This is a genomic window from Dactylosporangium sp. NPDC050588 (assembly GCF_040654975.1).
Lineage (GTDB): Bacteria > Actinomycetota > Actinomycetes > Mycobacteriales > Micromonosporaceae > Dactylosporangium > Dactylosporangium maewongense.
Genome location: NZ_JBFAJA010000014.1, coordinates 26,650 through 47,346, shown reverse-complemented (window position 1 = coordinate 47,346; position 20,697 = coordinate 26,650). Strand labels below are relative to the sequence as shown.

Here is a 20,697-nt window from a genome sequence, read left to right as displayed (position 1 = left end):
TGAAAATCCTCACCGGAGCCCTCGTGCCTATAGTGAACGCCGTGACGGATGCGATCACCGTGCGTGGGCTACACAAGCGGTACCGGGGACATGTCGCCGTCGACGGCGTCGACCTCGACGTGCACCGCGGTGAGGTCTTCGCGCTGCTGGGCCCCAACGGCGCGGGCAAGACGACGACGGTCGAGATTCTCGAGGGGTTCCGCCGGCGTACGAGTGGCGAGGCGACCGTGCTGGGCGTCGACCCGCACGACGGCGACGCGGCGTGGCGGCAGCGGGTGGGCATCGTGCTGCAGAGCACCGGCGAGTTCGACGACCTGACCGTGCGCGAGGTCGTGCACCACTTCGCGCTGTACTACCGCAACGCCGACGACCCGGACGCCGTCATCGAGCGGGTCGGGCTCGCCGACAAGCGCGGCGCACGGACGCGGATCCTGTCCGGCGGGCAGAAGCGCCGCCTCGACGTGGCGCTCGGCATCATCGGCCGGCCCGAGCTGCTGTTCCTCGACGAGCCGACCACCGGCTTCGACCCCGAGGCACGGCGCGAGTTCTGGGGGCTGATCCGCGCGCTCGCCGCGGCCGGCACCACGATCCTGCTCACCACCCACTACCTGGACGAGGCCGAGAACCTCGCCGACCGGGTCGGCGTGCTCGTCGGCGGCAAGCTCATCGCCGTCGACACCCCCGCCCGGCTCGGCAACCGCGGCAACTCCGCCACGACCGTCACCTGGGACGAGCCGGACGGCCCGCGCCAGGAGCAGACCGACACCCCGACCGCGGTCGTGACCCGGCTCGCCGCGCGGTTCGGCGGCGAGGTCCCCGGCCTGACCGTGACCAGACCCAGCCTCGAGGACGTGTACCTGCGGATGATCGGCGCCGGCGAATGACCACGTTGCGGCTCGGACTGGCCCGCGGCGGGCTGGAGATCAAGCAGTTCCTGCGCAGCCGGGAGTCGGTGATCTTCACGCTCTTCTTCCCGCTGCTGCTCCTCGTCATCTTCGGCTCGGTCTTCGACGCCGAGATCGCCCCGGGCGTGTCGTTCACGCAGTACTTCGCCGCCGGCATGATCGCCGCCGGGCTGCTGACCACCGGGTTCCAGTCCCTCGCCATCCAGATCCCGATGGAGCGCGAGAAGGGGATCCTCAAGCGGCTGCGGGGCACGCCGATGCCGCGGACCGCGTACTTCATCGGCAAGGTCGTCATGGTCCTGGCGATCGGCGCGGCCGAGACCGTGGTGCTGCTCGTGACCGCGGCGGCCTTCTACGACCTGCCGCTGCCCGCGACGACGGCGAAGTGGGCGACGTTCGCCTGGGTCGCGGTGCTCGGCATCAGCGCGTGCACGCTGTGCGGGATCGCGTTCTCCTCGCTCGCCCGCTCCGGACGCGGCGCGCCGGCGATCGTGACCCCCGTCGCGTTGGTACTGCAGTTCATCTCCGGCGTGTTCTTCCAGTACACGAGCCTCCCCGACTGGATGCGCTCCATCGCGTCGCTGTTCCCGCTGAAGTGGATGACCCAGGGCATGCGCTCGGTCTTCCTGCCGGACTCGTTCGCGGCGCGGGAGGTCGGCGGGTCCTGGGCACTCGGGCACGTGGCCGTGGCGCTCGGCGCCTGGGTCGTGATCGGGCTGGCGCTGTGCATCTTCACGTTCCGCTGGACCGACCGGGGATAGTTTCACTCAGGGTTGCAACCCGGTTGCCGATCAGTGCGGGGTGATGGGTCGGCTGGGCACGGCGGTCCGGCATGCCGGCGCTGCCGGCATCCTGGCGATCCTGCTGGTCCTCGCCCTCGGGCTGGCGGCGTCCTGGAACGCGGCCGCCTCCCTGCGGAGCAACCAGCAGGCCCGGGCCAACGCCGTCATGGACCGCGACACGTCGCTCGCCGAGGCGGCCGTGCGCACCGAGGTTCACCGGTACCTCGACACGCTGCGCACCGTCGCCGCGGCCGTCGGGTCGCACGAGACGCTGACCTTCGACGACTTCGCCACGACCACCGCCCCGCTGCGCGACGCCGGACTGCCCGGGGCCACCTCGCTGGTCTTCGTCGTGGCCGCCGAGGACTCCCAGTTGGAGCAGGTCCAGGCGTACTGGCGGGACCGCGGCGTCTCGGGACTCGACCTGACCGCCAAGGGCAGCGGGCGGGAGCACCTGTTCGTCATCTTCTCCCGGCCGCTGGACGGGGCGCCCGCGACCCTCCCCGGCACCGACCTGTCGCAGTCCGCCGAGCCGACCGCCGCCCTCAACGAGTCCCGCCGCGCCGGCGCGCCCGCCGTGTCCGACACGTACATCCTGCTGCGCGACCGCTCCCTGCCCGTCGCGCAGCAGCAGCGCTCGTTCGCGATCGCCGCGCCCGTGTACGGCAACCCGACGCCCGTCGGCACGAAGACGTTCAAGGGCTGGGTCGTGTTCGGCCTGCGCGGGCAGGACTTCGTCGGCGGTGTGCTGGACGCCGCCACGCAGGGCAAGGTCGACGCGGACCTGTGGGCCGCCAACGGCGTCGGCCAGGACACCCGGGTCGCGTTCCTGCACCGCATCCCCGGCACCGACCTGCGCCGCGAGGTGGCGATCCCGGTCGGGAACCGGCACTGGCGGCTCGTCCTGGCCGCCGACTCCCGCCGGCTCGCCGGGCTGACCGGCCCGGCCGACACCGCCCCGCTCGCGATCGGCGCCGGCGGCACGGCGCTGACCCTGCTGGTCGTGGTCATGCTGTGGGCCCTCGCCGGCGGCCGGGCCCGCGCCGAGGCCAGGGTCGTGTCCGCCACCGCCGGGCTGCGCGAGGCCGAATGCACCGCCCGCCGGCAGGTCGCGCTGCTCAACGGCATTCTCGACCGGATCAGCGACGGCGTCGGCGTGGTCGACGAGCACGGCACCTTCCTGGTCCACAACCCGGCCGCCAAGGCGATCCTCGGCATGGACGCGGACGCCGCCGGGATGGATTCCTGGCAGGCGCACTACGGCATCTTCCGGCCTGACGGCCGGACCGAGTTCCCGACCGCGGAGCTGCCGCTGGTGCGCGCCCTCGACGGCGAGTCGACCGACGGCATCGAGATGGTCATCCGCAACGCCGGCCGGCCGGAGGGCACGCTGCTGTCCGTCAGCGGGCGGCCCCTCGACGTGGACGGGCGGCGCGGTGCCATCGCCGTCTTCCACGACATCACGGAGGTACGGGAGCGCGAGGGCGACCTGACCGCCTTCGCGGGCATCGTCGCCCACGACCTGAAGAACCCGCTGACCGTCATCGCCGCCCACGCCGAGATGGCGCACGACGCGCTGCTGTCCTCGTCCTGGGCCCTGCTCGGCGACGGCGCCCGGGACACGCTGGCCGCGGGTTCCCACGACGCGGTTTTTCGCGACGCGGTTTTTCGCGACGCCGGCGCTCGGGACGCGATCGTCGCGGGTCTTCGCGACGCCGGCGCTCGGGACGCGATCGTCGCGGGTCTTCGTGACGCCGGTGCGAGCGTCGAGCGGGTCAGCGCCGGGGTGGTGCGGATGCGGCGGCTGATCGACGACCTGCTCGCCTACACCACGGCCCGCGACGCGGCCCTGAAGCCGCGGCCGCTCGACCTGGGCGGGCTCGTCGCCGAGGTCGTCGCCGAACGGGTCAACCACCTCGCCGTCCGCCCGGACATCTACGTCGGACCGCTGCCATGGGTCGAGGCCGACCCGCCGATGCTGCGGCAGGTGCTGGACAACCTGATCGGTAACGCCCTCAAGTACGTCCAACCCGACCGCAGCCCGAAGGTCGACGTCAGCGCGTCACCGGCCGGACCGGGCTGGGTCAGGGTCGAGGTCGCGGACCGGGGCATCGGCGTGCCCGACGCCGACAAGCCCTACGTCTTCGAGTCCTTCCACCGGGCGCACACCGGCCAGTCGTACGGCGGCACCGGCCTCGGACTGGCCATCTGCCGCCGCGTGATCGACCGGCACGGCGGCTCGATCACCGTGGTGGACAACCCCGGCGGCGGCAGCCGCTTCAGCTTCACCCTGCCGGGGGCTCCCGTCGCGCTGGAAGCCCCGGCGGAGCTCGCTCAGGCGTACTTGTAGAAGCCCTGCCCGGTCTTGCGCCCCAAATCCCCGGCGACGACCATCCGCGCCAGCAGCTCCGGCGGGAAGAACTTCGGGTCGGCGGTGTCGGTGTGGATGTTCTTCGCCGCGTGGTACAGCACGTCGACGCCGGTCAGGTCGGTCGTCGCCAGCGGCCCCATCGCGTGGCCGAAGCCGAGCCTGCACGCCAGGTCGAGGTCCTCGGCGCTCACCACGCCGCTCTCGACCAGCTGCACCGCCTCGACCACCAGCGCGGCGATCAGCCGCGTGGTGACGAACCCGGCGACGTCCCGGTTGACCACGATGCACGTCTTGCCGATCTCCTCGGCGAACGCCCGCGCCGTCGCCAGCGTCTCGTCGCTGGTCTTGTAGCCGCGCACCAGCTCGCACAGCTTCATGACCGGCACCGGGCTGAAGAAGTGCGTCCCGACGACCTGCTCGGGCCGCTGCGTCGCGGTCGCGATCTGCGTCACCGGGATCGCGGACGTGTTCGTCGCCAGCACCGCGTCCGCCCGGCAGATCTTGTCCAGCGTGCCGAACAGCTCCTGCTTCACGTCCAGCCGCTCGAACACCGCCTCCACGACGATGTCCGCCTCCGCCGCCGCGTCCAGGTCGGTGGTGGTGGTGATCCTGGCGAGGGCCTGCTGCACATCGCCCTCGGCGATCACGCCCTTGCTCGCGAACTTCGTCAGCGACTTCTCGATGCCGTCCACACCGCGCCGTGTCGCCTCATCGGTCAGGTCCCGCAGCGTCACCTCCCACCCGGCCTGCGCTGCGACCTGGGCGATGCCAGACCCCATCAGCCCCGCCCCGATGACCGCCAGTCGACCCGCCATGTGACTCCCTCTCGCATCGTCGTTGACCTGCTGACCTTATCCGGCTCCGAAGGGTGATCATCTAGTGGCAGACTGTCAGTGTGCCCCTCATGTACCTCGCAGGATGGGCGGCGTCCGCCGGCGCACTCGCCACCCTGATCCTGATCATCCGCCTGCTCCGCCTCGGCGAACGGCGCCCGAGCCAGTCCGGCGTCCGCCTGCCGGAGCCCGGCAGCGCCCCCGACTACGGCCTGCTCCGCTCGGTCTCGCTCATCGGCGACCTGGCCTTCGCCCGCGACGTCCGCGACCGCCTCCGCCGCAACGGCCTGCGCGCCACCCTCGCCACCGGCCCCGACGGCATGGTCCGCGTCCTCGTCTTCGCCGACGAGTACGACCGCGCCCGCCTACTCCTGGCGCAGTAATCCCCGCTGCGCTTCCGCGGCGGCGGCCCGGCGGAGATCCTCACCCGCACCGCAAGCAGCTACGCCACCCCAGCCCGGCCACCCTCCGCCCACTCCTCATGATCCGGAAGAGTTTGTGTCGTCATAGCAGCACAAACTCTTCCGGATCACGGAAACCGGCGGCCCGCCGTGATCCCGAAGGGTTGTAGTAGCTCTGGCTACCGGAACCACACGGGATCATGAGGCTTCCACGGCGCCCGGCACCCGGATGCGGCGCGCATGCGCCGCTTGCCCTGCCTCGCGTCTCGGCGCGGGCAGTGCGTCGCGGAGCGACGCATTGGGGTGCGGGTGAGCATCCCCGCCGGGCCCCGCCGCGGCAGCGGTGGGGGGAATTACAGCAGCTCAGAAGTCGAACTGGTCGGGGGGTGCGACGGCGCGTTCGACCTCGACGCCCAGGCCGCGCAGGTCCGACTCGAAGCTCGGGTAGCCGCGGTCGATGTGGTGCACGTGGCGGATCTCGGTGACGCCGTCGGCGCAGAGGCCGGCGATGGCCAGGCCCGCGCCGGCGCGGATGTCGGTGGCGGTGACCGGGGCGCCGGAGAGGCGTTCGACGCCGCGGACCACCGCGTGGTGGCCGTCGGTGCGGATGTCGGCGCCGAGGCGGGACATCTCGTTGATGAACATGAAGCGGCCGTCGAAGATGTTCTCCGTGATGAGGGACGAGCCCTCGCTGACGGAGGCCAGGCCGACCGCCATGGGCAGCAGGTCGGTGGCGAAGCCGGGGAACGGCAGGGTGACCACGTCGACGGCGCGGGGGCGGTCGGCCATCCGGACGCGGAAGGAGTCCGGGGCGGTGTCGACCTGGCCGCCCGCGGTGGCGACCTTGTCCAGCGCGATCTCCAGGAAGCTCGGGTCGATGCCGTGCACGGTCACGTCGCCGCGGGTCATGGCGGCAGCGAAGGCCCAGGTGCCGGCGACGATGCGGTCGCCGACGGTGCGGTGCGAGACGGGGCGCAGCTCGGGGACGCCCTCGATGACGAGGCGGGAGGAGCCGGCGCCGGAGATGTCGGCGCCCATGTCGGTGAGCATGCGGCAGATGTCGACGATCTCCGGCTCGCGGGCCGCGTTGTCGATCTCGGTGCGGCCGTTCGCCAGTACCGCGGCCATGAGCAGGTTCTCGGTGGCGCCGACGCTCGGGAAGTCGAGCCAGATGGTGGCGCCGTGCAGCTTGGGGGCGGTGGCGATGACGAAGCCGTGCTCGCCGGAGATGTCCGCGCCCATCCGGCGCAGGCCCTCGACGTGCATGTCGAGGCCGCGCGAGCCGATCGCGTCGCCGCCGGGGTGCGCGACGCGGACGTGGCCGCAGCGCGCCAGCAGCGGGCCGAGGACGCAGATCGAGGCGCGCAGCCGGCGCACGAGGTCGTAGTCGGCCTCGGTGCCGAGCCGCTCGGGCACGTCGATGATGACGCGGTCCTCGTCCTGCTCGACCTCGCAGCCGAGGCGGCGCAGCACCTCCGCCATGATGGCGATGTCGGTGATGCGGGGCACGTTGGTGAGCACCGAACGCCCGGTCGCCAGCAGCGCGGCGGCCATGAGCTTCAAGGCGGAATTCTTGGCGCCGACCACCGACACGTCACCGGCGAGCCTGGCGCCGCCCTTCACACGGATCACGTCCACGACCGCCATCGTAGGTGCATTCCGTACGGTGAAGCCCATGGCCATTCATCTCACCCGCATCTACACGAAGACCGGTGACACCGGCACGACCGGATTGGGCGACTTCTCCCGCGTGCCGAAGACCCATCCACGCATCGGCGCGTATGCCGACGTCGACGAGGCCAACGCCGCACTCGGGGTCGCGGTCGCGATGGGTGAGCTGGCCGAGGAACTGCGGGCGGTGCTGACCGTCGTGCAGAACGATCTCTTCGACGTGGGCGCGGACCTGTGCAACCCGATCACGGCGGAGCCCGAGTATCCGCCGCTGCGGGTCACCGAGGAGTACCTGACCCGGCTGGAGACGTGGTGCGACGAGTTCAACGAGCGCCTGCCGAAGCTCGACTCGTTCATCCTCCCCGGCGGCACACCCGGCGCGGCGCTGCTCAACGTGGCGAGGACGGTGACGCGCCGGGCCGAGCGCAGCGCGTGGGCGCTGATGGAGCTCGACCCGGAGCACACGAACGAGCTGGCGGTGAAGTACCTGAACCGGCTGTCGGACCTGCTGTTCATCCTCGGCCGCATCGCGAACCCGGACGGCGACGTGAAGTGGGTGCCGGGGGCCAACCGTCAGGTGCCGTAGACGTCCGCGCCGGTCGCCGGGTCGATCGCGTGCAGGACCGGCGGGGTGGCCAGGTCGACGCTGTAGAGGGTCGTGTCCTGCACAGCGGGGAAGCCGAAGGTGCCCGGGCGGGTCCACAGCGTCCGTCCGGTGGCTCCGTCGTAGGCGACCAGCCCGTTGAAGCCGAGGTCGACCCGGCCCGAGGCGGCCACCGGCGTCAACATCGACTGGCTGGCGGGCACCGACCACAGCACCGCGCCCGTGGTCGCGTCGATGGCGGTCAGCGTCTGGACGTTGCCGCCGGCGACGTAGAGCCGGCCGCTGTCGTACGCCACCGTCGCCGTCGTGTAGCCGGTGAGCTCACGGGTCCAGCGCACCGCGCCGGTCGCGGCGTCGAAGGCGTACACGAGCGTGTTGTCGCCCGGCGCGTCACCCTTGGCGTAGAGGGTGCCACCGACCAGGATCGGCGCGTTGAAGAGCTGGTTGCCGTCGATGCGGAAGTTCCACCGCTCGACCCCGGTCATGGCGTCGAACGCGTGGATGAAGCCGATCTGCGTCCCGGCGTAGGCGAGGCCGTTGCCGACGGTCCCGCCGGTGGTGTAGCGCAGCGCGGGCTCGGTCGCTGGCGGCGTGGTCCAGCGCACCGCGCCGGACGCCGGGTCGGTGGCGGCGAACTGCAAGGTGTTCGCCTGACCGTAGGCGATGCCGTTGGCGACGACGGGCGCCTCGATGTCGGCGCCGGCCAGCCGCAGCCGGTGCAGGGTCCCCACGTTGGCGGCGCCGAGTGTCCGCTCCCCCAGGTTGACGCCCGCGTGTCCGGCGCCGCCGCCCCAGGTGGGCCACGCCGCCGAAGCGGTCGGGGGCACCACCGCCGGGTACACCTCGACCTCGAACAACGAGTAGCCGTAGCGGGTGGCGCGGGTGAGGCCGGTCAGGCGGACGTGCCGGGCGGCCGACGTGGCGGCGACGGACAGGGTCTGCGTCCCGCCGGTGCCGGTGGCCGCCGGCACGAGGTCGAACCACGGCGTGCCGTCCGGCGAGCCCTGCAGCGTGAACGTGCGGGCGTAGGCGGCCTCCCACCGCAGCACGACCCGGCACAGCAGTTGGGCGCCGCCGAGGTCGACCTGGAGCCACTGCGGGTCGCTGAAGGCGCTCGACCAGCGGGTGGCGGGATTGCCGTCGAACGCCTTCGCCGGCAGCAGGCTGTCGTTCTCCGACGACGATGCGGTGGCGGGCCGGTTGAGCGCGATGTCGGTGGTGCCGCAGGTCGCGGCCGCAGAGGCGGGCGCGGGCACCGCGAACAGCACTGCCGCGGAAATCACCACGGCAGCGAGCAATCTGGACATACGTGGTTCTCCTAGGGGTGACGGCCACTGGGAGAGCGCTCTCAGACGGCGTCAGTGCCCACCAGGAGAAAGATAAACGTCAATTTCTGCTTAGTTTGTGCGATACCTGTACGGCCGGGTCTCCGGGGTCGACTCACCCGGAGGGGCCGCCTCGACCCAGGACAGGAACCCGGTCAGCGCCCGCTCCGCCATCGCGATCTCGACCGGCGACTGCCGGCTGACGCACCGCACGATCACCCAGTCCGGCGGAAGCACCAGCAGCTCGGCCGGGTCGGGGGTGCGACGACGGTCGACGGAGAGCCCACGCCGGGAAAGCACCCGGCGCGGGCCGGGCCAGAAACTGAAGATGCGATACCACTTCAGCTCGTCGCCGGCGAAGCGGGCCAGGCCAGCGGACCAGCCCCGGCCGGGCACCATGGTGCTCAGCCGGACACCCAGCTCGATCGTGCCGCCCTGCCGGGCGATGACCACGCGGCGCAGGAAGAGCAGCGCCAGAGCGGCGAGCAGGATGAGGACCCCGATGCCGATTCCCTCGACGATCCTCACCAACGCCGCCCGCCGGTCAGTGCGCGGCTTGCGCGGAGGCGGGGGTGCAGCTCTCGGCCAGCACCGTCACCCCGGTCGCCGTGACGGAGAGGAACCCGCCCGAGACGTCGAAGGCGATCTCCTGCCCACCGGAGTGCTTGATGCGCACCTGGCCGGGCTCGGCCAACTGACCGAGGAGCGGCGCGTGACCGGGAAGCACACCGAGCTCGCCCTCCGTCGTGCGCGCCATGACCATGTCGGCGTCACCGGACCAGACTTTTTCCTCGACGGCTACGAGCTCGACGTGCAGCTGCCTCGCCACGCTAGTTACTCCTCGTGTGCGCGATTCGGTTTTGCCGAGTGTAGTCAATGATCCGACGCGGCGAGCAGTGGGCCTCGCCACGTTGGCACAACTCCTGAAATGCCGGTGGAGCGGCGATCCGCAATCGTGCTGCAGATGACCACTCAACACTTCAGAGCGTGACGTATGTCACGCCGTCATGGTGGCGTTTTCCTGAAAACCAAGCAGAAAAGGGCGCCCCCCGAAGCGGGAGACGCCCTTTGCCGTACGGCTATATGTCAGTCCTTCATGAGCTCGTGCGCGTTGCGCTCGAGGTCCTCGAGACCGCCACACATGAAGAAGGCCTGCTCGGGGAAGTGATCGTACTCACCCTCGGAGATCTTCTTGAACGACTCGATCGTCTCCTTGAGCGGGACGGTCGAACCGGGGACGTTGGTGAACTGCTCCGCCGCGTAGGTGTTCTGCGACAGGAACCGCTCGATGCGCCGGGCACGGCCGACCGTGACCTTGTCCTCTTCGGACAGCTCGTCCATACCGAGGATGGCGATGATGTCCTGCAGGTCCTTGTACTTCTGCAGGATCCGCTGCACCTCGCGGGCGACCGTGTAGTGCTCGATGCCGACGTACTCAGGCGCGAGGATGCGCGAGGAGGACGCCAGCGGGTCGACGGCCGGGTAGATGCCCTTGTCCGAGATCGACCGCTCGAGGTTGGTCGTCGCGTCCAGGTGGGCGAACGTGGTGGCCGGCGCCGGGTCGGTGTAGTCGTCGGCGGGCACGTAGATCGCCTGGAGCGAGGTGATGGCCTTGCCCCGGACGGAGGTGATGCGCTCCTGCAGCTGACCCATCTCGTCGGCCAGGGTCGGCTGGTAGCCGACGGCGCTCGGCATACGGCCGAGCAGCGTCGAGACCTCCGAGCCGGCCTGCGTGAACCGGAAGATGTTGTCGATGAAGAGCAGCACCTCCTGGTTCTGCACGTCACGGAAGTACTCCGCCATGGTCAGCGCGGACAGCGCGACCCGCAGACGGGTGCCGGGCGGCTCGTCCATCTGGCCGAAGACCAGGGCGGTCTTGTCCAGGACGTTGCCCTCGGCCATCTCCAGGATGAGGTCGTTGCCCTCACGGGTGCGCTCGCCGACGCCGGCGAACACCGAGGTGCCACCGAAGTTCCGGGCGACCCGGATGATCATCTCCTGGATCAGAACGGTCTTGCCGACGCCGGCACCACCGAACAGGCCGATCTTGCCACCACGCACGTACGGCGCGAGCAGGTCGAGGACCTTGATGCCGGTCTCCAGCATCTCGGTCTTCGGCTCGAGCTCGGCGTACGCGGGAGCCTTGCGGTGGATCTCCCAGCGCTCGTTGATCTCGAGCTTCGACTCGTCGGCGTTGAGCACCTCGCCGAGGGCGTTGAACACGTGGCCCTTGGTGACGTCGCCGACCGGCACCGAGATGCCCGCGCCGGTGTCGTGCACCTCGGCGCCGCGGACGAGGCCGTCCGTCGGCTGCATGGAGATGGCGCGCACCAGGTTGTCACCGAGGTGCTGCGCGACCTCGAGCGTCAGCTTCTTGGTGCCCTCGGACAGGGTCACCTCGACGTGCAACGCGTTGTAGATGTCGGGCATGGCGTCGCGCGGGAACTCGGCGTCGACGACCGGGCCGATGACCCGGACGACGCGGCCGACCGCGGTCTTCGCTGGTGCAGTCATCACACATCACTTCCCGCCGCCGCCAGCGCGTTGGCGCCGCCGACGATCTCACTGATCTCCTGGGTGATCGCCGCCTGCCGCGCGGAGTTCATCTCCCGCGTGTACCGCTTCAGCAGGTCGTCGGCGTTGTCTGAGGCGCTCTTCATGGCACGCCGGCGGGCCGCCGACTCACTCGCCGCCGAGTCCAGCAACGCCGCGAAGATCCGCGTGTTGATGTACTTCGGCAGGAGCGCCTCAAGCAGCTCCTCGGCCTCCGGCTCGAACTCGTACGCCGGCAGCGGCCCGGAGACCTGCTGCTCCTCGACCTCCATCGGAGCGACGATGCGCGCGACGGGGGTCTGCGTCATGAGCGAGCGGAACTGGGTGTGGACCATGTACAGCTCGTCGACACCGTAGATGCCGTCCGGGCCGGGGCCGTCCACCGTGTCGTCGGCGCCGTTGACGAAGGCCTGGATCAGGGTCTCGCCGATCTCCCGCGCGTTCTCGAACCGCGGCTGCTCGGAGAAACCGGTCCAGCTGCCCGCGATCTCGCGACCGCGGAACCGGTAGTACGCCACGCCCTTGCGCCCGGAGACGTAGAGCGCGACCTGCTTGCCGTCGGCGCGCAAGCGGGCGATGAGCTGCTCGGCCTGGCGGATCGCGTTGGCGTTGTAGCCGCCGCAGAGGCCCCGGTCGCTGGTGACCAGCAGCACCCCGGCCCGGCGGACCGGGGTGCGCGGCACCAGCAGCGGGTGGTCGACGTTGGTGTTGGTCGCCAGTGCCGTCAGCACGCCCGTGATCGCCTCGGCGTAGGGCAGCGACGCGGCGACCCGCTCCTGTGCCTTACCGATGCGGCTCGTGGCGACGAGCTCCTGCGCCTTGGTGATCTTCTTGGTCGACTTGACCGTGCGGATCCTCCGGCGCAGTGCCTGTACCTGACCGGCCATGGCTCAGCCCGACTTCCGGACCTGGCGGGTGACGGTCTCGCGAGCCTGCTCACCCTGCAGCGCCTTGGCCGGAGCCTCGTTGAGCGGCGCGTCGGAACCCTTCGCCGTGAACGTCTTCTTGAAGTGGGCGATCGCGTCGGTCAGGCCGTCGATCGTCTCCTGCGGCAGCTTCTTCGACTCCGCGATGGCGGCGATGAGCTCCTTGCGGTTGCTGCGGAGGTACTGCAGGAACTCGCCCTCGAAGCGGCGGATCTCGCTGACCGGCACGTCGTCGAGCTTGCCGGTGGTGCCGGCCCACACCGAGACGATCTGGTCCTCGACCGCGAACGGGGAGAACTGCGGCTGCTTGAGCAGCTCGACCAGGCGGGCGCCCTTGTCCAGCTGGGCCCGCGACGCCTTGTCCAGGTCGGACGCGAACGCCGAGAAGGCCTCCAGCTCGCGGTACTGCGCGAGGTCCAGCCGCAGGCGGCCGGCGACGTCCTTCATGCCCTTGACCTGGGCGGAACCGCCGACGCGGGACACCGAGGTGCCGACGTTGATGGCGGGGCGCACGCCCTGGTTGAACAGGTCGGACTCGAGGAAGACCTGACCGTCGGTGATCGAGATGACGTTGGTCGGGATGTACGCCGAGATGTCGTTGGCCTTGGTCTCGATGATCGGCAGACCGGTCATCGAGCCGCCACCGAGCTCCTCGGACAGCTTCGCGCAGCGCTCCAGGAGCCGGGAGTGCAAGTAGAAGACGTCGCCCGGGTAGGCCTCGCGGCCCGGCGGGCGGCGCAGCAGCAGCGAAACGGCGCGGTAGGCCTCGGCCTGCTTCGTCAGGTCGTCGAAGACGATCAGGACGTGCTTGCCGCCGTACATCCAGTGCTGGCCGATGGCCGAGCCGGCGTAGGGGGCCAGGTACTTGAAGCCCGCCGGGTCGGACGCCGGGGAGGCGACGATGGTGGTGTACTCCATCGCGCCCTGCTCCTCGAGGATGCCCTGGGTCGCGGCGATCGTCGAGGCCTTCTGACCGATGGCGACGTAGATGCAGCGGACCTGCTTCTTCGGGTCGCCGGACTTCCAGTTGTCGCGCTGGTTGATGATCGTGTCGAGCGCGACCGTGGTCTTGCCCGTCTTACGGTCACCGATGATCAGCTGGCGCTGGCCCCGGCCGATGGCGGTCATGGCGTCGATCGCCTTGATGCCGGTCTGCAGGGGCTCCTTGACGGGCTGGCGGGCCATGACGTTGGGCGCCTGGAGCTCGAGCTCACGGAAGCCCTCGTTGGCGATCTCGCCACGGTCGTCGATCGGCTCGCCGAGCGGGTTGACCACGCGGCCGAGGAAGGCGTCGCCGACCGGGACCGAGAGCACGCGGCCGGTCCGCTTGACCTGCTGACCTTCCTCGATGCGCTCGAAGTCGCCGAGGACGACGACACCGATCTCGCGCACGTCAAGGTTGAGCGAGACGCCGAGCGTGCCGTCCTCGAACTCGAGCAGCTCGTTGGCCATCGTCGAGGGCAGACCCTCGACCTGGGCGATACCGTCGCCGGCGTACGAGACGACGCCGACCTCCTCGCGGGAGATCCGTGAATCAACGGACGACACGTAGCGCTCGAGTGCGCCCCGAATGTCGTCCGAGGAGATGGTCAGCTCGGCCATTCCTCAACCTTCTATCTGGAAGTGAATCAAGCTTCGGGGATTAGTTGGCGAGTGCCGTCTTCGCCTCGGCGAGACGCCGCGACACCGTGCCGTCATACAGGTCCGACCCGACCTTGACCCGCACACCACCGAGGATGCGAGGATCGACGTCGATCTTCAGGGAGACCTCTCGACCGTACAGCTCGGCGAGACGACCGGCCAGGCGCTGCTCGTCAGCCTCGGTCAGGGGGACCGCGGTCGTGACGTAGGCCACCGAGTGGTCGCGCTGCTTCGCGGCCAGCTCGATGAGGCGGGTCAACGAGCTCTCGAAGCCCCGGCCGCCGAATCCGGCGGCCGCCAGCTCCGCGAGCCGGGCGGTGGCCGGCTTGACCTTGCCACCGAGCAGGTCCTGGATCAGCTGGACCCGCGCCGGCAGCGGCGACGTGGAGTCGGCGAGCGCCGTGGCGAGACGGGTGTCGCCGGAGACGACCTGCCCGAACCGGAAGAGCTCGTCCTCGACGTCGCCGAGGTCGCCGGCGCGGTCGACGCCGGACAGCACCGCGGTGACCCCGAGCAGCTCGACGCCGTCCAGGAGCGCACCGGGGCCGGACCAGCGGCCCGTGACCAGGGTCGCGAGGATGTCGACGGCCTCGGCGCTGACCTTGCCCGAAAGGACCGAGCGAAGGAGCGCGGCGTGGTCGTCGCCGGAGCGACCCGGGTCGGCCAGGGCCCGGCGCAGCCGCCGCTCACGCCCCAGCAGCCCGGCCACCGCGAGGATCTCCTCGCCGACGGCACCGATCCGCTGAACGTCAGCGCTCGCCGCGAATGCGGCGAGCTGGTCGGCAGCGGCTCCGTAGGACTCCCGGTTGATGGTGTCCATCAACGCCGCCCTGCGGTGCCGGCAGGACTGTCACCGATCTCGTCGAGGAACCGCTCGACCGTGCCACGGCGGCGGGCCTCTTCCTCCAGCGACTCCCCGACGATCCGGCCGGCGAGGTCGACCGCGAGCGAGCCGATCTCGGCACGCAGCTGACGGACGATGGTCTGCCGCTCGGTCTGCAGGGCCTCGCGGCCGGCCGCGATGATGCGGTCGCTCTCCTCACGGGCCTTCGCGAGGATGTCCTCACGGATGCCCGTGGCGTCGGCGCGCGCCTCGTCACGGATGCTGGCCGCCTCGGTGCGAGCCTCGGCGAGCTGCTGCTTGTACTGCTCCAGCAGCCGGTTGGCCTCGGCCTGCGCCTCCTCGGCGCGCTTGATGCCACCCTCGATCGCGTCGACCCGTGCGCGGAAGGTCTCCTCCATGCGCGGGAAGACGAACTTCATCAGCACGAAGCACAGGATGCCGAAGGCGATCAGGCCGACGACGATCTCCTGCCAGATCGGGATGATCGGGTTGTGTCCAGCTCCCTCTTCAGCCAGGAACTGCAGCATGGGAAACCTCCCGCTCTAAATGTTGGTGGAGGCGGGTGGCTTACTTGAAGACGAAGCCGAAGGCGATGCCGAGGAGGGCGAGCGCCTCGACCACGGCGAAGCCGAGGAACATGTACGTACGGGTCAGACCGGCCGACTCGGGCTGGCGAGCCGTGGACTGGATGTACGACGCGAAGATGATGCCGACGCCGATACCGGGGCCGATGGCGGCAAGGCCGTAGCCGATGGCGCTGAGGCTGCCGTTGACTGCTGCCAGGTGGTCCATGTGGAATTCCTCCTGAGATCTCGCGTGACGTTCACGCGGGACAACTGAAAAAAGGTGGTGCGTTTCGCTTTCGAATTCGAAGCGGGGGTGCGCTCAGTGCTCGTCGGCGAGAACGCCGGCCAGGTAGTTGGCGGTCAGCAGCGTGAAGACATAGGCCTGCAGCGCCGCGATCAGCAGCTCGAAGAAGGTGAGCCCGATGGTCATCGCCCACGAGACCAGCGAGATGGGCTTGAGGAAGAAGCTCTCCGCGTTGAGCAGCGCGAAGCCGCCGAGCGTGAAGACCAGCAGCAGCATGTGCCCGGCGAACATGTTGGCGAACAGACGCAGGGCGAGCGTGACCGGCTGGAGGATGAAGGCCTGCAGGAACTCGATCGGGATCAGCAGGAACTGCATGTACCACGGGGCGGGCAGGTAGACGGCGTGCTTGATGTAGCCGGCGAAGCCGTGCTTCTTGATGCCCTGGAACAGGTACAGCACATACGTGCAGATCGCCAGGCCGGCCGGGAACGCGATGTGCGCCATCGGCGAGACCTGGATGAACGGGATGATCGAGAAGATGTTGCCGACCAGGATGAAGACGAACAGCGACGCGAGGTATGGCGCGAACCGCAGCCCCTCGTGGCCGATGACGTCCTTCGCGACGCCTTCCCGCACGAAGCCGTAGATCGACTCGGCGAGCCACTGCTTCTTGGTCGGGACGATCTTGGGGTCGCGGTAGGAGACCAGGAAGTAGATGAGCACCAGCGCCACGGCCAGCCACAGGAACAGGCTGAACTTGGTCAGCCACTCCACACCGAACAGGTGGGGAGGGAAGATGTCTTCCACGCTGGGCGGGAAAGGCGTCTCCGCCAGAACCAGACCGCTCACCACGTCCCTCTCGTTTATCAATACAACCGGTGCGTCAGGCGCCGAGGCGCTTGACGACCAGGTAGATGCCACCAGCGGCGCCGAGCACACACCCGATCGCCGTGACGATTCCTCCGGCGTTGAGCCACTCGTCGATCAGCCAGCCGACGAAGCCCCACACGGCGATGCCCGAGATGAGGTATCCGACGGCGGCCCAACCTTCGTTGGCACCACTCGATCCGGACTGCTTGGGTGTCTGGTTACCGGCCATGACGCGGTGACCATATCAGCCTGCCGGGAGCACCCGTGCATCGACCCCCGCGTGCTCGTCGCGCGGGGGTTGCTCTAGGGGCCGGGTGCCATCAACCGACGGCCGTCAACGTTACTACGCCTAACGCCAGGCGAACGTCAACTACACGACTGATGCGTGAGTGAATGTTGCGCACGGTCACTCCCAGGGGGTTAGCTGAAGGTCAAGGATAACAATGCGTATGGGGGTGATGACCTTGCGCAACGCCGTCATCGCGTTTTTCGTCATTCTGACCGCCATCGTGATCACCAAGACCGACCCCGGCGACAGGTCGCGGACGGCGTCGAGCGGCGGCGGCCAGCGGGTCGTGTGTTCGGTTTCACCGCAGCGACCCGCGGAGAAGGGCGGCAGGATCGTCGCCGCCGCGCAGTTCCGCTGCGACTCCCCCGGTCCCGACGGGCTGACCGTCACCATCCGCCTGCAGCGCAACGACGGCGGCACCTGGGTCACGGTGGCCCAGGACACGTTCGTCACCAACGCGGCTTACACGACCCGCGAGCAGTCCGCGGCGGCCAGGACCCGGCAGGTCGGCACCGCCTGCGCGGCCGGCACCTTCCGCACCCACGTGGAGGCCAACGTGTACGACAACCGGCGCAACTCCGGGCTGTCGAACGCCAGCGGAGAGCGCCGCAATCCCTGCTGACGGCGCCGCTAGGAGGGCTCGATCTCCACGTAGGGGATCTTCGCCCGCCACACCCAGACCGCCTGGGCGGCGACCCAGATCAGCGTCCCGGCGATCACCAGCGCGCCCAGCCACGGCAGGCCGCCCCAGCCGGTCTCCGCCACGATCCACATGACGACGCCGATGATCGCGAACTTCAGGATGTACGTGCCGAGCGCCACCGGCATCAGCAGGTGCCGGGCCCGCAGGTCGGTCACCGCGATGATCAGGCTCGACACGGTGTAGCTCAGCATGACGAGCGCCACACCGGCGAGGGCGCCGAGCGCGCCGGTGCCGCCGTCACGCCACCAGGCGAGCGGCACGGCGGCCACGAGCAGGCCGCCCATCGCGATCAACGCGGTCGGCAGGTGCTGCAGTCGCTTCCTCACAGTGGAGCAGGATACGCCGGGAACCGCCCGACCAGCTCGGTCACCCGGTCGCCGACCTGCTCACCGCGGATCGCGCCGCCGATCAGCTCAGCGATCTCGGCCATCTCCGCCTCGCCCATCCCCTGCGTCGTCACCGAAGGCGTGCCGACCCGCACCCCGGAGGCGGTCATCGGCTTCTCCGGGTCGTACGGGATGGCGTTCTTGTTCAGGGTGATCCCCGCGGCGTCGCAGCGCTCCTCGGCGTCGCGCCCGGTGATCCCGAGCCCGCGCAGGTCGATGAGGGCCAGGTGGGTGTCGGTGCCGCCGGACACCGGCCGCATCCCCTGCGCCTCGAGCCCGGCGGCGAGCGCCCGCGCGTTGCGCACGACCTGGGCCGCGTAGTCCACGAACGCCGGCTGCGCCGCCTCGTGCAGCGCGACCGCCTTCGCCGCGACCGCGTGCATGAGCGGCCCGCCCTGCGTGAACGGGAAGACCGCCTTGTCGATGCGCTGCGCGAGGGACTCCCGGCACAGCAGCATGCCGCCGCGCGGGCCGCGCAGCACCTTGTGCGTCGTGCAGCTGACCACGTCGGCGTGCTCGACCGGCGACGGGATCGCCTTGCCGGCGACGAGGCCGATGAAGTGCGCCGCGTCGACCATCAGGTAGGCGCCGACCTCGTCGGCGATCGCGCGGAAGCGGGCGAAGTCGATCAGCCGCGGATAGGCGGTGGCCCCGCAGATGATCATCGCGGGACGATGGCTGAGGGCGAGGTCGCGCACCTCGTCGTAGTCGATCAGCTCGTCCTCGCGGCGCACCGGGTACCCGACCGTGTTGAACCACTTGCCGGAGAAGTTGACCTTGCTGCCGTGGGTGAGGTGCCCGCCGTGCGGCAGCTCTATCGCCAGAACGGTGTCGCCGGGCATGAGCAGCGCCGCGTACGCCGCGAGGTTGGCGCTCGCGCCGCTGTGCGGCTGGACGTTGGCGTGCTCGGCGCCGAACAGCGCCTTGGCCCGCTCGATCGCGAGCTCCTCGGCCCGGTCGACGGCCGCGCAGCCGCCGTAGTAGCGGCGGCCCGGGTAGCCCTCCGCGTACTTGTTGGTCAGCGTCGAACCCAGCGCGGCCAGGACCGCGGGCGAGGTGAAGTTTTCGCTCGCGATGAGCTGCAGGCCGCCGCGCAGGCGTTGCAGCTCGTCGAGGACGACGTCGGCGATCTGCGGGTCCGTCTCGCGGAGCGCGTCGAAGTCCGGCCCCCAGTAGGTGTCGCCCATGAAAACGAGTCTAGGGGGCATGAGCGCAGGGTAAGCATGAAGTCATGCGATGCCTCGTGACCGGCGCGACCGGGTATGTCGGCGGCCGGCTGGTCCCCCGTCTCCTCGCCGCGGGCCACGAGGTCCGCTGCCTGACCCGCGACCCGCGGCGGCTGCGGGACGTGCCGTGGGCCGGCCGCGTCGAGATCGTGCAGGGCGACCTCGTGGAGGAGCAGGACGAGCGCCTCACCGACGCCATGCGCGACGTCGACGTCGTCTACTACCTGGTCCACGCGCTCGGGCAGGCGGCGTTCGAGGACGTCGACCGGCTCAGCGCGCTCAACCTCGCCGTCGCCGCGGTCGACGCCGGCGTGCAGCGGATCGTCTATCTGGGCGGGCCGTCGCCGAGCGAGAAGACCGCCTCGCCGCATCTGCGCTCGCGCGGCGAGGTCGCCGACATCTTCCTGCGCAGCGGCGTGCCGACCGTCGTGCTGCGCGCGGCCGTCATCATCGGCTCCGGCTCGGCGTCGTTCGAGATGCTGCGGTACCTCACCGAGCGACTGCCCGTCATGATCACCCCCCGCTGGGTGCACAACCGGATCCAGCCGATCGCGATCCGCGACGTCCTGCGCTACCTCGTCGCCGCCGCGACCGTCTTCCCCGTGCCGCTCAACCGGGCGTTCGACATCGGCGGTCCCGACGTGCTCACGTACGCCGAGATGATGCGGCGGTACGCCGTCGTCGCGGGCCTCCCGCGGCGGACCGTGCTGCCGGTCCGGGCGCTCACCCCGTGGCTGTCGTCGCACTGGGTCGGCCTGGTCACACCGGTGCCCAACCGGATCGCCCGCCCGCTCGTCGGCAGCCTCATCCACGAGGCGGTCTGCCGCGAGCACGACATCGCCGCGTTCGTGCCCGACCCGCACGACGGGCTCACCGGCTTCGACCTCGCCGTCCGGCTCGCGCTGCGCAGGATCCGCGACGCGGACGTGGAGACCCGCTGGGCCAACGCGGCGCTCCCGGGCGCGCCGAGCGACCCGCTGCCGTCGGATCCCGCGTGGTCCGGCGGCACGGTGTACCGCGACGAACGCAGCCGGACCGTCGAGGCCGCGCCGGACCAGCTGTGGCGCGTCATCGAGGCGATCGGCGGGCAGAACGGCTGGCACTCCTTCCCGCTCGCCTGGTCGGTCCGCGGCTGGCTGGACCGGCTCGTGGGCGGGGTCGGGCTGCGCCGCGGCCGCCGCGACCCGCACCGCCTCTACGTCGGCGAGGCGCTGGACTTCTGGCGCGTCGAGGAGATCGTGCCGGGCGAGCTGCTGCGGCTGCGCGCCGAGATGAAGCTTCCGGGTCAGGCCTGGCTCGAGATGCGCGTGGCACTCGATCAGCGGGGGCGGCTGGTGTACGAGCAGCGCGCCGTCTTCCTGCCGCGCGGACTGGCCGGCCACCTGTACTGGCTCGCCGTCGCGCCCTTCCACGCGGTCATCTTCGGCGGCATGGCGCGCGACATCGCCCGCTCGGCCGAGCGCCTGCCCTTGACCGAGACCGCGGACGTCAGCGGCTGACCGTCTTCCCCGTGCGCCGGCACGCGGTCTTCCCCGTGCGTCGGCGCGCGGTCTTCTC

The 20,697-nt window shown here is 70.3% G+C and carries 22 protein-coding genes; 7 read left to right on the top strand and 15 right to left on the bottom strand.

What is annotated here, in order from left to right:
* Nucleotides 1–41 precede the first annotated feature (41 nt).
* The 3 genes from AB0I21_RS11720 to AB0I21_RS11710 are packed head-to-tail and all read left to right on the top strand — an operon-like array spanning nt 42 to nt 4,037.
* Entirely contained in the window at nt 42–884 is an 843-nt protein-coding gene (locus AB0I21_RS11720) for an ABC transporter ATP-binding protein (protein WP_344510290.1), read from the top strand.
* Nucleotides 881–1,666, top strand: a complete 786-nt coding sequence (locus tag AB0I21_RS11715) for an ABC transporter permease (protein ID WP_360560377.1) — start codon at nt 881–883, stop codon at nt 1,664–1,666. Before AB0I21_RS11720 ends, AB0I21_RS11715 begins: the two co-directional genes overlap by 4 nt.
* Before the next feature lie 43 nt (nt 1,667–1,709).
* A complete protein-coding gene (locus AB0I21_RS11710) occupies nt 1,710–4,037 on the top strand; it encodes an ATP-binding protein (protein WP_360560500.1) in 2,328 nt (775 codons plus the stop codon).
* Here AB0I21_RS11710 and AB0I21_RS11705 read toward each other — a convergent pair.
* A complete protein-coding gene (locus AB0I21_RS11705; RefSeq protein WP_360560375.1) occupies nt 4,022–4,873 on the bottom strand; it encodes a 3-hydroxyacyl-CoA dehydrogenase family protein in 852 nt (283 codons plus the stop codon). The genes AB0I21_RS11710 and AB0I21_RS11705 overlap by 16 nt on opposite strands.
* An 89-nt stretch (nt 4,874–4,962) precedes the next feature.
* Here AB0I21_RS11705 and AB0I21_RS11700 point away from each other — a divergent pair, with 89 nt between their 5' ends.
* Nucleotides 4,963–5,274 (top strand): hypothetical protein, encoded by a 312-nt coding sequence (locus AB0I21_RS11700; protein WP_344510296.1) that lies wholly within the window; start codon nt 4,963–4,965, stop codon nt 5,272–5,274.
* Nucleotides 5,275–5,655: 381 nt separating this feature from the next.
* Here the strand turns inward: AB0I21_RS11700 and murA are convergent, their stop codons facing one another.
* On the bottom strand, nt 5,656–6,939 hold the full coding sequence (gene murA, locus AB0I21_RS11695) for a UDP-N-acetylglucosamine 1-carboxyvinyltransferase (protein WP_360560373.1): 1,284 nt from the start codon (nt 6,937–6,939) through the stop codon (nt 5,656–5,658).
* A gap of 28 nt (nt 6,940–6,967) precedes the next feature.
* Between murA and AB0I21_RS11690 the strand changes: the two genes are divergently transcribed.
* The gene (locus AB0I21_RS11690; protein ID WP_360560371.1) at nt 6,968–7,549 is read left to right on the top strand and encodes a cob(I)yrinic acid a,c-diamide adenosyltransferase; all 582 of its coding nucleotides are present in this window, start codon (nt 6,968–6,970) and stop codon (nt 7,547–7,549) included.
* Here the strand turns inward: AB0I21_RS11690 and AB0I21_RS11685 are convergent.
* The 11 genes from AB0I21_RS11685 to AB0I21_RS11635 all read right to left on the bottom strand — a co-directional run bounded on the left by AB0I21_RS11685 (nt 7,537) and on the right by AB0I21_RS11635 (nt 16,765).
* Nucleotides 7,537–8,874, bottom strand: coding sequence for a PQQ-binding-like beta-propeller repeat protein (locus tag AB0I21_RS11685; protein WP_360560370.1), 1,338 nt, complete (start codon nt 8,872–8,874; stop codon nt 7,537–7,539). The two genes, AB0I21_RS11690 and AB0I21_RS11685, sit on opposite strands and share 13 nt — an antisense overlap.
* Nucleotides 8,875–8,964: 90 nt before the next feature.
* Entirely contained in the window at nt 8,965–9,420 is a 456-nt protein-coding gene (locus tag AB0I21_RS11680) for a DUF2550 domain-containing protein (protein ID WP_360560368.1), read from the bottom strand.
* A 16-nt stretch (nt 9,421–9,436) separates the two neighbouring features.
* Nucleotides 9,437–9,721, bottom strand: coding sequence for a F0F1 ATP synthase subunit epsilon (locus AB0I21_RS11675; RefSeq protein ID WP_360560367.1), 285 nt, complete (start codon nt 9,719–9,721; stop codon nt 9,437–9,439).
* Nucleotides 9,722–9,978: 257 nt separating this feature from the next.
* Nucleotides 9,979–11,406 (bottom strand): F0F1 ATP synthase subunit beta, encoded by a 1,428-nt coding sequence (atpD, locus tag AB0I21_RS11670; RefSeq protein ID WP_360560366.1) that lies wholly within the window; start codon nt 11,404–11,406, stop codon nt 9,979–9,981.
* Nucleotides 11,406–12,332 (bottom strand): F0F1 ATP synthase subunit gamma, encoded by a 927-nt coding sequence (locus AB0I21_RS11665; RefSeq protein WP_360560365.1) that lies wholly within the window; start codon nt 12,330–12,332, stop codon nt 11,406–11,408. Before AB0I21_RS11665 ends, atpD begins: the two co-directional genes overlap by 1 nt.
* 3 nt (nt 12,333–12,335) lie before the next feature.
* Nucleotides 12,336–13,973, bottom strand: a complete 1,638-nt coding sequence (atpA, locus tag AB0I21_RS11660; RefSeq protein ID WP_360560364.1) for a F0F1 ATP synthase subunit alpha — start codon at nt 13,971–13,973, stop codon at nt 12,336–12,338.
* Nucleotides 13,974–14,013: 40 nt separating this feature from the next.
* Nucleotides 14,014–14,832 carry a F0F1 ATP synthase subunit delta gene (locus tag AB0I21_RS11655; protein ID WP_360560363.1) on the bottom strand — a complete coding sequence of 273 codons (819 nt, stop codon included), beginning with the start codon at nt 14,830–14,832 and terminating at the stop codon, nt 14,014–14,016.
* Nucleotides 14,832–15,380 carry a F0F1 ATP synthase subunit B gene (locus tag AB0I21_RS11650; RefSeq protein ID WP_360560498.1) on the bottom strand — a complete coding sequence of 183 codons (549 nt, stop codon included), beginning with the start codon at nt 15,378–15,380 and terminating at the stop codon, nt 14,832–14,834. The genes AB0I21_RS11655 and AB0I21_RS11650 overlap by 1 nt, the downstream gene beginning before the upstream one ends.
* Nucleotides 15,381–15,423: 43 nt before the next feature.
* The gene (gene atpE / locus AB0I21_RS11645) at nt 15,424–15,648 is read right to left on the bottom strand and encodes an ATP synthase F0 subunit C (RefSeq protein WP_344510314.1); all 225 of its coding nucleotides are present in this window, start codon (nt 15,646–15,648) and stop codon (nt 15,424–15,426) included.
* Between the two features lie 93 nt (nt 15,649–15,741).
* A complete protein-coding gene (gene atpB, locus AB0I21_RS11640) occupies nt 15,742–16,515 on the bottom strand; it encodes a F0F1 ATP synthase subunit A (protein ID WP_360560360.1) in 774 nt (257 codons plus the stop codon).
* A gap of 34 nt (nt 16,516–16,549) precedes the next feature.
* Nucleotides 16,550–16,765 (bottom strand): AtpZ/AtpI family protein, encoded by a 216-nt coding sequence (locus AB0I21_RS11635; protein WP_360560358.1) that lies wholly within the window; start codon nt 16,763–16,765, stop codon nt 16,550–16,552.
* Nucleotides 16,766–16,994: 229 nt separating this feature from the next.
* Here AB0I21_RS11635 and AB0I21_RS11630 point away from each other — a divergent pair, with 229 nt between their 5' ends.
* Nucleotides 16,995–17,447 carry a hypothetical protein gene (locus AB0I21_RS11630; protein WP_360560357.1) on the top strand — a complete coding sequence of 151 codons (453 nt, stop codon included), beginning with the start codon at nt 16,995–16,997 and terminating at the stop codon, nt 17,445–17,447.
* Between the two features lie 8 nt (nt 17,448–17,455).
* On the opposite strand, the gene AB0I21_RS11625 is transcribed toward AB0I21_RS11630, so the two are convergent.
* Both AB0I21_RS11625 and glyA read right to left on the bottom strand, forming a co-directional pair.
* Nucleotides 17,456–17,854, bottom strand: coding sequence for a hypothetical protein (locus AB0I21_RS11625; protein ID WP_360560355.1), 399 nt, complete (start codon nt 17,852–17,854; stop codon nt 17,456–17,458).
* Nucleotides 17,851–19,101, bottom strand: a complete 1,251-nt coding sequence (glyA, locus tag AB0I21_RS11620; RefSeq protein ID WP_360560354.1) for a serine hydroxymethyltransferase — start codon at nt 19,099–19,101, stop codon at nt 17,851–17,853. Before glyA ends, AB0I21_RS11625 begins: the two co-directional genes overlap by 4 nt.
* A 44-nt stretch (nt 19,102–19,145) precedes the next feature.
* Here glyA and AB0I21_RS11615 point away from each other — a divergent pair, with 44 nt between their 5' ends.
* A complete protein-coding gene (locus AB0I21_RS11615) occupies nt 19,146–20,639 on the top strand; it encodes an SDR family oxidoreductase (RefSeq protein WP_360560353.1) in 1,494 nt (497 codons plus the stop codon).
* Nucleotides 20,640–20,697: the final 58 nt, after the last annotated feature.

Bases quoted from the DNA above. Each gene is read 5' to 3' on its own strand.
- atpD (WP_360560366.1), bottom strand. From the start codon at position 11,406: ATGACTGCACCAGCGAAGACCGCGGTCGGCCGCGTCGTCCGGGTCATC.
- AB0I21_RS11685 (WP_360560370.1), bottom strand. From the start codon at position 8,874: ATGTCCAGATTGCTCGCTGCCGTGGTGATTTCCGCGGCAGTGCTGTTC.
- AB0I21_RS11655 (WP_360560363.1), bottom strand. From the start codon at position 14,832: ATGGACACCATCAACCGGGAGTCCTACGGAGCCGCTGCCGACCAGCTC.
- AB0I21_RS11715 (WP_360560377.1), top strand. From the start codon at position 881: ATGACCACGTTGCGGCTCGGACTGGCCCGCGGCGGGCTGGAGATCAAG.
- glyA (WP_360560354.1), bottom strand. From the start codon at position 19,101: ATGGGCGACACCTACTGGGGGCCGGACTTCGACGCGCTCCGCGAGACG.
- AB0I21_RS11615 (WP_360560353.1), top strand. From the start codon at position 19,146: ATGCGATGCCTCGTGACCGGCGCGACCGGGTATGTCGGCGGCCGGCTG.
- AB0I21_RS11705 (WP_360560375.1), bottom strand. From the start codon at position 4,873: ATGGCGGGTCGACTGGCGGTCATCGGGGCGGGGCTGATGGGGTCTGGC.
- AB0I21_RS11630 (WP_360560357.1), top strand. From the start codon at position 16,995: ATGACCTTGCGCAACGCCGTCATCGCGTTTTTCGTCATTCTGACCGCC.
- murA (WP_360560373.1), bottom strand. From the start codon at position 6,939: ATGGCGGTCGTGGACGTGATCCGTGTGAAGGGCGGCGCCAGGCTCGCC.
- atpE (WP_344510314.1), bottom strand. From the start codon at position 15,648: ATGGACCACCTGGCAGCAGTCAACGGCAGCCTCAGCGCCATCGGCTAC.
- atpA (WP_360560364.1), bottom strand. From the start codon at position 13,973: ATGGCCGAGCTGACCATCTCCTCGGACGACATTCGGGGCGCACTCGAG.
- AB0I21_RS11635 (WP_360560358.1), bottom strand. From the start codon at position 16,765: ATGGCCGGTAACCAGACACCCAAGCAGTCCGGATCGAGTGGTGCCAAC.
- AB0I21_RS11700 (WP_344510296.1), top strand. From the start codon at position 4,963: ATGTACCTCGCAGGATGGGCGGCGTCCGCCGGCGCACTCGCCACCCTG.
- AB0I21_RS11690 (WP_360560371.1), top strand. From the start codon at position 6,968: ATGGCCATTCATCTCACCCGCATCTACACGAAGACCGGTGACACCGGC.
- AB0I21_RS11665 (WP_360560365.1), bottom strand. From the start codon at position 12,332: ATGGCCGGTCAGGTACAGGCACTGCGCCGGAGGATCCGCACGGTCAAG.
- AB0I21_RS11710 (WP_360560500.1), top strand. From the start codon at position 1,710: ATGGGTCGGCTGGGCACGGCGGTCCGGCATGCCGGCGCTGCCGGCATC.